This is a genomic window from Xanthomonas sp. LF06-19 (assembly GCF_034105425.1).
GTDB classification, from domain to species: domain Bacteria; phylum Pseudomonadota; class Gammaproteobacteria; order Xanthomonadales; family Xanthomonadaceae; genus Xanthomonas_A; species Xanthomonas_A sontii.
In genome coordinates, this window is sequence record NZ_JAXGGH010000002.1 from 456,104 (window position 1) to 469,681 (window position 13,578).

Consider the following 13,578-nt stretch of genomic DNA (forward strand, 5'->3'; position numbering starts at 1 on the left):
CTCTCCTGCGATCAAGTGACAACGATCGTCCTGACGCAGGAACGACCGCTGCCTGTGTCCGATGTCCACACATGCTCACCTTCGGGATAGACCTCCACATGCATTCCCGGACGATCAAAAGAGTCGTACAGAAGCCGACCATTCAGCAGGTTCGGCTGTCCTGGTGCCGGCTGCGGAGGCGAATCGAAATTACGCTGCCGGGCAAATCCCATTTCTTCCAACTGACGAGTGAATTGATCGAAGTCGAGTTGGCAGATATCCCCCATTTGCGGCGAAGCGCCTGAGACAACCGGATTGAATCCGAAGTCCAAACGGGGAGGAACGGCACGCATATCGACCTCAAAGCCATGAGCCCACTCCGGGCTTACCTGCTCGCCAAATCCATAACGTTCCACGCCGTTCTCCCCACGCTCCACCGCCACCCCCATCACCTCATGCAAGCGCTCCGGCGTGAAGTCGGCCACGCTCCTGCTGGTCCGGATCAAGGTCAGCAATCGGCTGAGCATCTGCTCGGCGCTCAGCTTGGGCGACACGGGCGCGGCGGCCTGATCGGCGGCGCCGGACGAGGGGGACGAGGTCATGGCGGGAGATTCCTTGGCAGGAGGCGCAACGGCAGGCGTCCGCGCGGGCGCATGGGTGCAGGCCCCGCACAGCAGCGAGGCGATCAGGACGAGAGAAGCCCGATGGGGCATGCGGCACATCCTTGCGGCGCGAAGCGAGGGCTGCAGTATACGAACACCAGCGTATGGGGTTGCAAGCCGCTCCCAGCCACACCGTGCGGCGGACGACAGCGCACTGCGCTGCGCAAATCTTGCCACGCTGGCGCCTCGTCGATGGGCGCCATCCCGGCGCCCTACCGGCAGAGCCTCAGTCCTCGCGACCCGCCGCCAGCAACGCCAGCAACCGATCGCGCGGCAGCTTGCCGGTCTCGTTGCGCGGCAGGGCGTCGAGCAGGCGCAGGCGGCGCGGCAGGAACACCGGATCCAGTTCGCGGCGCAGCGCGGCGAGGATCGCGGCCTCGTCGAGGGTCGGCGCCACCACCACCGCGGCGATGCGGCCCACCGCCTGGCCCGGTTCCGGATCCAGTTGCAGCATCGCGCCGTCGACCACGCCCGGCAGGGCCAGCAGGCGCCGGGTGAGGTCGGCCAGCGAGGCGCGCTTGCCGGCGATCTCCAGCAGGTCGGCCTGGCGCCCGCGCACCTGGAAACGGCCGTCGGCGTCCACTTCCATCAGGTCGGCCAGCAGCACCGGCTGCGGCAGGTGCGGCGCGTGCACCAGGGTGCCGTCCGGCTGCGGCGCCACGCGCACGCCGGGCAGCGGCGTCCACGGCACTTCGCAGGCGGTGCGGCGGCTGGCGAACACGCAGGTCTCGGTCGAGCCGAACATCTCGCGCACCTGCCCGCCGAAGCGCGCCTCGGCGGCGGCGGCCAGTTCCTGCGCCAGCGGCGCGGTGGCCGAGACGATGCCGGCCAGCGGCGGCAGGGCGACGCCGGATTCGACCAGCGCACGCAGATGCACCGGCGTGGTCACCAGCAGCCGGGGCGCCGGCAGCTGCGCCAACGCGCGGGCCACGTCCTCGGGAAAGAACGGCCGCCCGGCGTGCACCGCCAGCGGCGTCACCAGCGGCAGCAGGATCGACAGCTCCATGCCGTACATGTGCTGCGGCGGCACCGTCGCCACCACCTGCGGCACCGCCGTGTCCGGCCACAGCCCGACCAGCGCCAGCAGGTCCTGGCGGGTGCTGGTGAGGAAGCTGCCCCAGGTCTTGGGATTGGGCTTGGGCGCGCCGGTGCTGCCGGAGGTGAAGCCGATCGCCACCAGCGCGTCGTCGGCCAGCTGCGGCATCGGCCCGTCCAGCGACGGCAGCGCGTCCGGCAACTGCCAGTAGCGCGGCGGCGGCTCGGCCAGCGCCAGATCGCCCAGGCAGTAGCAGTCGGCATGGGTGCGCTGCACCTCGGCCACCACCGCCGGCGCGCGCGAGGACGGCAGCAGCGAGGTCTGCCCGCGCAGCGCCACCGCGCAGAACGCGACCATGAAGCGGTAGCGGTCCTCGCACAGGTTCAGCGCGTGCCGGCCGGCCGGCAGCACCGCGGCCAGGCCGCGCACGTGGCCAAGGAAGGTGGCCAGGTCGATGTGTTCGCCGTTGGCGAAGGCCAGCGGTCGCCGCGCGTCGCCGACGGCGAGCGGATGCAACAGGGGCGCGGCGGGAATCTCGGAGGAAACGGCGGACATGCGGGGCGGCGGCTCGGGCGGGCGATGACCCGCACGGCGCGGGAGCCGGTAGCTTGGCCGCCGCCGCCGCCGCTGGCAAGCCGGCCTGCCGCGGCGGCGGCCGTCAGTGGTGATAGCCGGTATCGGCGGTGATCTTGCCGCGGAACACCCGGTACGACCACGCGGTGTAGCCCAGGATCACCGGCAGCAGCACCGCCAGCCCGGCCAGCACGAAACCCTGCGAGGACGGCGGCGAGGCCGCTTCCCAGATGGTCAGCCCGGGCGGCACGATGTTCGGCCAGATGCCCAGCACCAGGCCGAAGAAGCCGAGCACGAAGAAGCACAGGGTCAGCACGAACGGACGCGCATCGCGGCCCTGCGCCATCGCCGCCCGCCACAGCGCCAGCGCGTTGACCAGCACCAGCAGCGGCACCGGCGACAGCCACCAGAAATTCCCGTCGTGGAACCAGCGCGCCATGATCCGCGAGTCCAGGAACGGCAGCCAGGCGCTGACCAGGCCCATGAACACCACCACCACCAGTACCAGCGGCGGGGTCAGGGTGCGGGCGATGCGCTGCATCGCGCCCTCGGTCTTGAGGATCAGCCAGCTGCCGCCGAGCAACGCATAGCCGAACACCACCGCCGCGCCGGTGAGCATCGAGAACGGGCTGAACCAGCCTAGCACCCCGCCCAGATACTTGCCGTCCTGCAGCGGCATGCCTTCCACCAGCGCGCCCAGGATCACCCCCTGCCAGAACGCCGCGCACAGCGAGCCCAGCGCGAACGCCCAGCCCCACAGATACTTGGAACTGCGCGCCTTGAAGCGGAACTCGAAGGCCACGCCGCGGAACACCAACGCGATCAGCATCAGCAGCACCGGCAGGTACAGCGCCGACAGCACGATCGCGTAGGCCTTGGGGAAGGCCGCCAGCAGGCCGGCGCCACCGAGCACCAGCCAGGTCTCGTTGCCGTCCCAGATCGGCGCGGCGGTATTCATCATAAGATCGAGCTGGTCCTCGTCCTCGGCGAACGGCGCCAGGATGCCGAGGCCGAGTACGAAGCCGTCCAGCAGCACGTACATCAGCACGCCGAAGCCGATCACGCCGAACCAGATCACCGGCAATACGGTCGCCATGTCCATCAGCGGGTCTCCTCGATGTCGTCGTCGGCCGCCGACAGCGGCCGCGCCGGGGTCTTGTCGCCTTCCTGCATGCGCGGCGCCGGCTCGTGCGGCAGCGGCCCATGGCGCAGCATGCGCAGGATGTACCAACTGCCGAAGCCGAACACCAGCGCGTAGGCGAGCACGTACACGCTCAGCGAGATCCACACCATCGCCGGACTGACCATCGGGCTGACCGCGTCGCGGGTATGCAGCAGGCCATAGATCACGTAGGGCTGGCGCCCGATCTCGGTGACGAACCAGCCGGCGACCAGGGCCACGAACCCGGCCGGCAGCATCGCGTTCCACGCCAGGTGCAGCGCGCGCCGGCGCAGCAAGGTGCCGCGCCACCAGAAGAACAGCGAGACCAGCGCCAGCAGCAGCATCGCCATGCCCAGCCCGACCATCACCCGGAACGCATAGAACACCGGCTTCACCGGCGGCCGCTCGTCCCGCGGCACCGCGGTCAGCGGGGTGATCTCGCCATCCAGCGTGTGGGTGAGGATCACGCTACCCAGGCGCGGGATGGTCACTTCGTAATCGTTGCGCTCGGCGGCCTCGTTGGGGACCGCGAACACCACCAGCGGTACGCCCTGCCCCTTCGCCTCGCCATGCCAGTGCCCCTCCATCGCCGCCACCTTGATCGGCTGGTGCTCGAGCGTGTTCAGGCCATGCGCATCGCCGGCGGCGATCTGCAACGGCAGCGCGATCGCGGCGAACGCCACCGCCAGCTTGAGCATGCGCCCGGCTGCATCCAGGTGCTCGCCGCGGCGCAGGTACCAGCCGCTGACCCCGCCGATCACGAAACAGGTGGTGATGAATGCGGCCAGCACCATGTGCGTGAGCCGGTACGGGAACGAGGGATTGAAGATCACCTCGCGCCAGTTGGCCGGGTGGAACACGCCTTCGACCACCGCATAGCCGGCAGGCGTCTGCAGCCAGCTATTGGCCGACAGGATCCAGAACGTGGAGATCAGCGTGCCGATGGCGACCAGGCAGGTGGCCAGGAAGTGCAGCTTCTCCGGCACCTTGTGCCAGCCGAACAGCATCACCCCCAGGAACGAGGCTTCCAGGAAGAACGCGGTCAGCACCTCGTAGCTGAGCAACGGACCGAGGATGTTGCCAGCACGTTCGCTGAGCACCGCCCAGTTGGTGCCGAACTGGAAGCTCATCACGATGCCGCTGACCACACCCATGCCGAAGGACACGGCGAAGATCTTCAGCCAGAAGAAGTACAGATCGCGCCACACCGTGTCGCGGGTGCGCAGCCAGCGCCACTCCAGGAACGCCAGCCAGCTCGACAGGCCGATGGTGAAGGCTGGGAACAGCACGTGGAAACTGATGACGAATCCGAACTGGATGCGCGACAGCAGCAGGGCGTCCATGGGTAGCGCCTGAGGCAGCGGAAACGATGCCTATTGTTGGTGCGGCGCGGCGAAATGGGATGTGACGGTTTGTCGCAGCGCCGCCATTGCCGCAGGGTTGGCGCAACCGCGATAGCGGAAAGAGGGCTCTGTTCGAGGCTCGGTTCATCGGGCCCCGTCTCAAGCCCGGCGCCTCCATCAATGAGACAACGCCAACTCCACCTTGACTTCCTTTTTGCATCGCATGCTCACCTCGGGAAACTTCCACTGTCCGACAGCATCAAGCACCGCTTCAGCGTATCCTGAATCGGGGAATCTCCTTCTCTCCAACTGCTTGATATCGACCCTCGATATTTCGGCAACCGATACGTCGCCGTTCCTTTCGATCACGATCGCGACGTAGATCGAGCCGATGAACTGGCTTCCCGTGCGCCCTGGCAGCGCTGGCTGAATGGTTTCGAGCGGGCGCAAGCTGGAGGCGCAGTCGGTCTTCGGCAAGTCGTGCGTTTGCGGTCCGCCAACTGTTGCAAGCGCCGCCCACACAAGCACACTTTTCATGGTTCCCCCAGCGTTTGCATGCTTGCTCAGTGGCGTGTCGACCCTGGCCTGCGTCATTCCAGGCCGTCGTGACCTGAAGCGACGCGCGGTGTGACAAGCAATCATGGCGCAGCCACCGCGTGCGCCGACTTACCCGATGCGGGTCCGCCAACACCCTCGCCAAGATTACAAGGCCTCCGCTCCCGGTGGCGCCCATGACCAACGGCGCAATCGCCGCCACCCTGGCGACTGCTACCCTTGCGGTTTGCCGTTCGCCCGGAATTCCAGATGCGTCGTCTCGCCCTGAGCGCTGTTGTGTTGCTGTCCCTGTCCTGCCTGCCGCCGCTGGCCGCGGCCCAGGAAGCCGCCGCCCCGCTGACCATCGAGCAGGCCATGGCCGATCCGGACTGGATCGGGCCGCCGGTCGAGGATGCGTGGTGGGCCTGGGACGGGCGCCAAGTGCAGTACCAGCTCAAGCGCACCGGCAGCCCGGTGCGCGACACCTACCGCCAGGGCGTCGACGGCGGCGCCGCGCAGCGGGTCGAGGACGCCCAGCGCAGCACCCTGGACGCGGCCAACCCGGTCTACGACGCACGCCGCCAGCGCATGCTGTTCGTGCGCAACGGCGACGTGTTCCTGCGCGACCTGCGCAGCGGCGCGCTGACCCAGCTGACCCGCAGCAACCAGGCTGCCGCGCGGCCGCAGTTCACCACCGATGGCGGCGCGCTGTGGCGGGTCGGCAACGACTGGTACCGCTGGAGCCCGGGCGGCGGCGTGCAGCAGGCCGCGGTGCTCAAGGCCGAGCGCGATCCCGATGCCGCGCCCAAGCCCGACGTGCTGCGCGAGCAGCAACTGCGCACGCTGGAGACCCTTGCCCGCGACCGCGCCCAGCGCGAGCTGCTGCGCCAGCAGGAGCAAGCCTGGCGCCGCGCCGACAGCAGCCGCGCGCCGGCACCGGTGTACCTGGGCGACGACGTGGTGGTCGACGACAGCGCGCTTTCGCCGGACGGCCGCCACCTGCTGGTGGTCACCCACGCCAAGGGCGCCGAGGAAGGCCGCGACAGCAAGATGCCCAAGTACGTGACCGAGTCCGGCTACGCCGAATTCCAGGAGGCGCGCACCCTGGTCGGACGCAATTCGCCGGTGGCGCAGACCCTGTGGCTGGTCGATGCGGTGGCCGGCAGCGCGCGCAAGCTCGACCTGTCGGTGCTGCCCGGCATCGGCACCGATCCGCTGGCGGCGCTGCGCAAGGCCGCCAAGCAGGAGCCGCTGCAGGGCCCGCGCGCGGTGCGCGTGGAAACCGACGGCGACGGCAGCGGCGCCTCGATGCACTGGAGCGAGGACGGCCGCAATGTCGCCGTGCTGCTGCGCGCGGTGGACAACAAGGATCGCTGGATCGCCAGCGTCGACCTGGACAAGGCGGTGCTGCAGCCGCGCCACCGCCTCACCGATCCGGCCTGGATCAACTGGAGCTTCAACGACTTCGGCTGGATGCCGGACAACCAGACGCTGTGGCTGCTGTCCGAGCAGTCCGGCTATTCGCACCTGTACACCCAGCGCGGCACCGAGAAGCCGCGCCAGCGCACCTCCGGCAAGTGGGAAGTGTCCGCGCCGGTGGTCAGCGCCGACGGCCAGGGCTTCCTGTTCCTGTGCAACCGCAAGTGGCCGGGCGACTACGAGGTGTGCAAGCTCGATCTGCGCAACGACAGCGTCGCCGAACTGACCTCGCTGGACGGCGTGGAGGACTTCGCGCTGTCGCCGGACGGCCAGCAGTTGCTGGTGCACTACTCCGGCCCGTACCTGCCGCCGCAACTGGCGGTGCTGCCGGCCGCCGGCGGCAACGCGCGCGTGCTCACCGACACCCGCAGCGCCGCGTTCAAGGCGCGCCAGTGGGTACAGCCGCAGTTCGTGCAGGTGCCGTCCAAGCACGGCGCCGGCACCGTCTGGGGCAAGTACTACGGTCCGGCGCAGCCGGAGCCGGGCAAGCGCTATCCGGTGGTGATGTTCGTGCACGGCGCCGGCTACCTGCAGAACGTGTCGGCGCGCTACACCCCGTACTTCCGCGAGCAGATGTTCCACAACCTGCTGGTGCAGAAGGGCTACATCGTGCTGGACCTGGACTACCGCGCCAGCGCCGGCTACGGCCGCGACTGGCGCACCGCGATCTACCGCGACATGGGCCATCCGGAGCTGGAGGACTACCTGGACGGCCTGGACTGGCTGGTCGACAGCAAGCAGGGCGACCGCAGCCGCGCCGGCATCTACGGCGGTTCCTACGGCGGCTTCATGACCTACATGGCGCTGTTCCGCAGCCCCGGCACGTTCAAGGCCGGCGCCGCGCTGCGCCCGGTGGCCGACTGGAGCCAGTACAACCACGAGTACACCTCCAACATCCTCAACACCCCGGACCTGGACCCGGAGGCCTACCGCACCTCCTCGCCGATCGAATACGCCAGCGGCCTGCGCGACCACCTGCTGATCGCCCACGGCATGGTCGACGACAACGTGTTCTTCAAGGACTCGGTCGACATGACCCAGAAGCTGATCGAGCTGCACAAGGACAACTGGGAGATCGCGCCGTACCCGCTGGAGAAGCACGGCTTCACCCGCGCCGATTCCTGGCTGGACGAGTACAAGCGCATCCTCAAGCTGTTCGAACGCGAGCTGCGCTGAGCCGGCCGCATACCGAGGCGCCTGCCGTCGACGTGCGGCAGGCGCAGCGCCCGCGGGGCGCCTTCGGGACAGCGCCAACCACCGGTGTCCGTCACGCATCGCGCCGTTCCGCAGGAGTCAACGGTCATGCATCCGCGACGCGCGACGTGGTGAGCCTTCCGATGGCGCAATGCGTCGGGACTGAAGTCCCTCCCACAGTGCACCCGGCGGGCTCGCCGCAAGCCCCTGTGGGAGCGACTTCAGTCGCGACGAGGCTTTCCCGGCAAGGCGCGTCGCGGCCGAAGCCGCTGCTACGCGGGCGCCCGCAGCTAGGCCGTCCGGACGCAGACGGCATCGGCACGACCTTGGCGTAGCCCCGCTCCTGGCGACACCGCATCGGCAGCGCCCTGACCAGAGGCCGCGCACCGGCATAGGCGCGCGCCCCCTCGCGCGCCACGCCGGCTTGCGCCCTGCTCCGCCATCCCTATCCTTGCCGGACTGCCGCCGGTGCGGCGCCGCCAGCGCCGCCCCGCCCCGAAGGACCGCCGATGCCGCCTCCGCCGCTGCCACGCACTGCCGCCCGCAACCAGAATATCGATGCGATGGCCAAGCTCTCGCTGCTGATCGGGGTGCTGTCGCTGCTGTACTCGCTGGGCCAGGCGCTGTTGCTGATGGCGTTGCCGGAAGGGGCGATCGAGGGCGTGCTGCGCGAGGCCGGGCTGCCGTTGCCGCCGCTGCTGCAGTGGTGCGTCGCCCATGCGCTGGCGCTGTCCTGGCTGTCGGCGCTGCTGTCGGCGGGCCTGTGCGCGGCGTCGTGGGCGCTGCTGCAGCGGCGCGACTGGGCGCGGCGGGCCTTCATCGTGTTCCTGGTGGTCACCGCCGCGGCCAACTTCGCGGTGCTGCCGCTGCTGTGGCAACTGTTCGATCTGCTGCAGGTCTGGGCGCCGCAGCACGCCTTCGACCCGCAACAGCTCCAGCACGATCTGGCGCTGGGCCGGATCACGCTCATGGTCAGCGGCGCGCTGACCGCCCTGGTCTTCGCCGGCCTGCACGGCTGGCTGGTCTACCAGCTGTGCCGCCCCGCGCTGCGCGCCGAGTTCCGCCGCTGACGCATGCCGACCGGCCCGCGCAGTCCGGGCAGCCCGCCGCAGACGCCTGACACAGCCAGCTTCTAGAATGGCGGCATGCATACCTTCGACCGCGTTCGCGACTATCTCACTGGCCTGCAAGACCGCATCTGTGCGGCGGTCGAGGCCGCCGACGGCCAGGCCCGTTTCGCCGAAGACCTGTGGCAGCGCGCGGAGGGCGGCGGCGGCCGCACCCGCATCCTGCGCGACGGCGCGCTGTTCGAGCAGGCCGGCATCGGCTTCTCCGACGTCGCCGGCACCCGCCTGCCGCCCTCGGCCAGCGCCAACCGCCCGGAACTGGCCGGCGCCTCGTGGCGCGCGGTCGGGGTGTCGCTGGTGTTCCACCCGCTCAGCCCGTACATCCCCACCACCCACGCCAACGTGCGCTACTTCGAGGCGCAGCGCGACGGCGCCACCGTGGCCTGGTGGTTCGGCGGCGGCTTCGACCTGACCCCGTACTACCCGTTCGACGAGGACGCCCGCCACTGGCACCAGACCGCGCACGACCTGTGCGCGCCGTTCGGCGAAGACCGCTATCCGGCGCACAAGCGCTGGTGCGACGAGTACTTCTTCCTCAAGCACCGCAACGAGACCCGCGGCGTCGGCGGCCTGTTCTTCGACGACCTGCATGCCGATTTCGAGCGCGACTTCGCCTACCAGCGCGCGGTCGGCGACGGCTTCCTCGACGCCTACCTGCCGATCGTGGAACGCCGCCGCGGCCTGCCCTGGGGCGAGCGCGAGCGCGAGTTCCAGCTGTACCGGCGCGGCCGCTACGTCGAGTTCAACCTGGTCTACGACCGCGGCACCCTGTTCGGCTTGCAGAGCGGCGGCCGCAGCGAGAGCATCCTGATGAGCCTGCCGCCGCGGGTGCGCTGGGAGTACGGCTTCCAGCCCGAACCGGGCAGCGCCGAGGCGCGCCTGGCCGAGTACCTGGTGCCGCGCGAATGGCTGGCATGAGCGCGCCGGCACGCACCGCCGTGCTGGGCCGCGAGGACAAGCGCGCCATCGCCGAACAGCTGCAGGCCTACCTGCGCACCGAGCTGCAGCAGCAGGTCGGTGCGTTCGAGGCCGAATTCCTGCTCGACTTCGTCGCCGAGCGCATCGGCCCGCACTATTACAACCGCGGCCTGGACGATGCCCGCGCGCTGCTGGCCACGCAGCTGGACACCCTGGACGACGCGCTCTACCAACTGCAACAGCCCACCGACGCGCGCCGCTGAGCCGGGTCGTGCGCGCCACAAACGCGGCATCACGAACGTGCGGGCATAAAAAAGCCCCGCGGACCAGGGGGAGGTCGGCGGGGCCAGGGAACGGAGACTTGGGGAGGAGTCGCCGTTCCTGGATCTGCTCCAGGGGATGGGAGGAGATCCGCGACAGGTATTGCGCCTGTCGAGGGATATAAGAACATTCCCCACCTTGCTCGTTCGTGAAGATTTAAGTTAAAAATTTGTCAGATTAAGGACGGATTCATTCCCGAAAATCCGTGCAAATAAACCGCGTCAAAATTCCGTTCAATCAAAGCGATCCTGCACGCCCCGGGGTGTGACGCCAGTAGGAATTTTGCGGCTTGTCGCGCCCGGCGGGGTCAAAAAACCAACGCGAATGGGAAAGCGAAAATCGCGGGCGGGATAATCCTTCGAAAAACCCTCTGCGATATCCGGCGTGCATGCGCATGCGATGTCTACGCAAGACACCGCAGCGCCAGGTCGGGCCCCGGGTGCATGCCCGGAACCCGGGCACTCAATGCGCCTCGTCCCAGTTGTCGCCCACCCCGCTGTCCACCACCAGCGGCACCTTCAGCTCCGCCGCGGCGGACATCCGCCCGGTCACTTCCGGCAGCAAGGTGTCGACGAAGTCGGCATCGGCTTCGAACACCAGTTCGTCGTGCACCTGCAGGATCATCAATGCGCGGTCGCGGTGGTCCTGCAGCCAGGCGTCCACGCCGACCATGGCGCGCTTGATGATGTCGGCGGCGGTGCCCTGCATCGGGGCGTTGATCGCCGCGCGCTCGGCACCGGCGCGCAGGCCCTGCTGGCGGGCGTTGATGTCGTTCAGGTACAGGCGGCGTCCGAACAGGGTCTCCACGTAGCCCTGGGTGCGCGCCTGCTCGCGCATGCGCTCCATGAAGTCGCGCACGCCCGGGTAGCGGCTGAAGTACAGCGCCACGTAGTCCTGGGCCTCGCCGCGGCCGATGCCCAGGTTGCGGGCCAGGCCGAACGCGCTCATGCCGTACATCAGGCCGAAGTTGATCGCCTTGGCGGCGCGACGCTCGTTGCCGGTGACCTCTTCGAGCTTGCGCCCGAACACCTCGGCGGCGGTGGCGCGGTGCACGTCCACGCCGCTGCCGAAGGCGCGCAACAGGCCCGGGTCCTCGGACAGGTGGGCCATGATCCGCAACTCGATCTGCGAATAGTCGCAGGCGATCAGCTTGCGCCCGGGCGGGGCGACGAAGGCGCGGCGGATGCGGCGGCCGTCGTCGGTGCGGATCGGAATGTTCTGCAGGTTGGGATCGGAGGAGGACAGCCGCCCGGTGGCGGCGCCGGCCTGGTGGTAGCTGGTGTGCACGCGACCGGTGTCGGGGTTGACCATCTCCGGCAGCTTGTCGGTGTAGGTGCTGCGCAGCTTGGCCAGGCCGCGGTACTCCAGGATCACCCGCGGCAGCTCGTGCTGGTCGGCGATCGCCTCCAGCGCCTCCTCGTTGGTGCTGGGCTGGCCCTTGGGGGTCTTCAGCACCGCCGGCAGCTTCAGCTCGTCGAACAGCACCGCCTGCAGCTGCTTGGGCGAGTCCATGTTGAAGCTGCGCCCGGCCAGCGCGGTGGCCTTCTGCTGCGCGGCCAGCATGCGCTGGCTCAGGTCCTGGCTCTGCTTGCGCAGCTCGGCGATGTCCACGCACACGCCGTTGGCCTCGACCCGCGCCAGCACCGGCACCAGCGGCATCTCGATCTCGCGGTAGACCCGCGCCAGCGCCGGCTCGGCGTCCAGTTGCGCCGACAACGTGCGGTGCAGGCGCAGGGTGATGTCGGCGTCCTCGGCGGCGTAGCCGGTGGCGTCGTCGATGGCCACCTGCGAGAACGCGATCTGCTTGGCGCCCTTGCCGGCCACGTCCTCGTACTTGACCGTGTCGTAGCCCAGGTAGCGCCGGGCCAGCGAGTCCATGTCGTGGCGGCTGGCGGTGGAGTTGAGCACGAAGCTCTCCAGCATGGTGTCGTCGGCGTAGCCGCGCACCTCCACGCCGTGGCGGCGCAGCACGTGCAGGTCGTACTTGCCGTGCTGGCCGACCTTGGCCTTGGCCGGGTCCTCCAGCAGCGGCTTGAGCATCTCCAGCGCCAGCGCGCGATCCAGTTGCACCGGCGCGCCGGGATAGTCGTGGCCCAGCGGCAGGTAGTCGGCGCGGCCCGGCTCGGTGGCGAAGCTGAGCCCGACCAGGTTGGCGCGCATTGCATCCAGCGCGTCGGTCTCGGTGTCGAAGGCGAAGCCGTCGGCGGCGCGCAGGCGCACCAGCAGAGCTTCGAACGCCTCGGGTGTGGTCACCGCGGTGTAGTCGCCCTTGGCGGCCAGTGCCGGGTCCAGCGCCGTATCGGCGGCCGGCGCGGCGGCCCGGGCATAGCCGGCGGCGGTGCCGCGCAGGCTGGGCGTGGCCTCGCTGGCGGCCTCCGGCGCGGGCACGCCGCCGTCCAGGTCGCGCAGCGCCTGGGTGAAGCCGTAGCGCTGGTACAGGCCGCGCAACTGCTCCGGCTCCTGTTCGCGCAGGCCCAGGGTGCGAGGGCCGCCGGGCAGCGCCACGTCGGTCTTGATGGTGACCAGTTCGCGGTTCAGCGGCAGCCGCTGCAGCGCCGCGCGCAGGTTGTCGCCGATCTTGCCCTTGATGGAGTCGGCATGGGCGATCACCCCGTCCAGCGAGCCATACTCGGCCAGCCACTTGGCCGCGGTCTTGGGCCCGCACTTCTCCACGCCCGGCACGTTGTCGATGGTGTCGCCCATCAGTGCCAGCAGGTCGACGATCTGGTGCGGCCACACCCCGAACTTCTCCATCACCGCCGCATCCGAATCCATGCGGCTGCCGCTCATGGTGTTGACCAGCTGCACGCCGGGGCGCACCAGCTGGGCGAAATCCTTGTCGCCGGTGGAGATGGTGACGTCCAGGCCGTCGCCGGCGCCCTGCAGGGCCAGCGTGCCGATCACGTCGTCGGCCTCGACCCCGTCCTCGCGCAGGATGGTGATGCCCAGCGCATGCACGATCTGGCACATCGGCTCGACCTGCGCGCGCAGCTCGTCGGGCATCGGCGGGCGGTTGGCCTTGTACTGCGGGTACAGGTCGTCGCGGAAGGTCTTGCCCGGCGCGTCGACCACGAAGGCCACGTACTCGGGGCGCTCCTTGAGGGTGGCGCGCAACATGTTGACCACGCCGAACAGCGCGCCGGTGGGCTCGCCGGCGGCATTGGTCAGCGGCGGAAGCGCGTGGAACGCGCGATACAGGTAACTGGACCCGTCGATCAGGACTAATCGGCTCATCGGCCAATTCTACGCT

At 69.3% G+C, this 13,578-nt stretch carries 10 protein-coding genes; 4 read left to right on the plus strand and 6 right to left on the minus strand.

The annotated features are described in order from the left end of the window. Positions 1-11: 11 nt before the first annotated feature. The 5 genes from SLW55_RS06025 to SLW55_RS06045 form a co-directional block, all read right to left on the minus strand. Positions 12-581: a hypothetical protein gene (locus SLW55_RS06025; protein WP_295957773.1), complete on the minus strand. Its 570-nt coding sequence runs from the start codon at positions 579-581 to the stop codon at positions 12-14. 286 nt (positions 582-867) lie between these two features. Beyond that, positions 868-2,232 (minus strand): AMP-binding protein, encoded by a 1,365-nt coding sequence (locus SLW55_RS06030; protein WP_320744818.1) that lies wholly within the window; start codon positions 2,230-2,232, stop codon positions 868-870. Positions 2,233-2,335: 103 nt separating this feature from the next. Next, positions 2,336-3,352, minus strand: a complete 1,017-nt coding sequence (gene cydB, locus SLW55_RS06035) for a cytochrome d ubiquinol oxidase subunit II (RefSeq protein ID WP_320744819.1) — start codon at positions 3,350-3,352, stop codon at positions 2,336-2,338. Further along, the gene (locus SLW55_RS06040) at positions 3,352-4,755 is read right to left on the minus strand and encodes a cytochrome ubiquinol oxidase subunit I (RefSeq protein ID WP_267086169.1); all 1,404 of its coding nucleotides are present in this window, start codon (positions 4,753-4,755) and stop codon (positions 3,352-3,354) included. Before SLW55_RS06040 ends, cydB begins: the two co-directional genes overlap by 1 nt. A 177-nt stretch (positions 4,756-4,932) precedes the next feature. After that, the gene (locus SLW55_RS06045; RefSeq protein WP_043090522.1) at positions 4,933-5,292 is read right to left on the minus strand and encodes a hypothetical protein; all 360 of its coding nucleotides are present in this window, start codon (positions 5,290-5,292) and stop codon (positions 4,933-4,935) included. 267 nt (positions 5,293-5,559) lie between these two features. Here SLW55_RS06045 and SLW55_RS06050 point away from each other — a divergent pair, with 267 nt between their 5' ends. The 4 genes from SLW55_RS06050 (at position 5,560) to SLW55_RS06065 (ending at position 10,270) form a co-directional block, all read left to right on the plus strand. Then, complete coding sequence (locus SLW55_RS06050; protein WP_267113566.1) at positions 5,560-7,944, plus strand: S9 family peptidase; 2,385 nt, start codon at positions 5,560-5,562, stop codon at positions 7,942-7,944. Positions 7,945-8,471: 527 nt separating this feature from the next. After that, on the plus strand, positions 8,472-9,032 hold the full coding sequence (locus SLW55_RS06055) for a hypothetical protein (RefSeq protein ID WP_320744820.1): 561 nt from the start codon (positions 8,472-8,474) through the stop codon (positions 9,030-9,032). 75 nt (positions 9,033-9,107) lie between these two features. Further along, positions 9,108-10,007: an oxygen-dependent coproporphyrinogen oxidase gene (gene hemF / locus SLW55_RS06060; RefSeq protein ID WP_017910342.1), complete on the plus strand. Its 900-nt coding sequence runs from the start codon at positions 9,108-9,110 to the stop codon at positions 10,005-10,007. Next, a complete protein-coding gene (locus tag SLW55_RS06065; RefSeq protein ID WP_152237232.1) occupies positions 10,004-10,270 on the plus strand; it encodes a DUF2164 domain-containing protein in 267 nt (88 codons plus the stop codon). Before hemF ends, SLW55_RS06065 begins: the two co-directional genes overlap by 4 nt. Positions 10,271-10,790: 520 nt before the next feature. Here the strand turns inward: SLW55_RS06065 and polA are convergent. Continuing rightward, positions 10,791-13,562 carry a DNA polymerase I gene (gene polA, locus SLW55_RS06070; RefSeq protein WP_320744821.1) on the minus strand — a complete coding sequence of 924 codons (2,772 nt, stop codon included), beginning with the start codon at positions 13,560-13,562 and terminating at the stop codon, positions 10,791-10,793. Positions 13,563-13,578 lie beyond the last annotated feature (16 nt).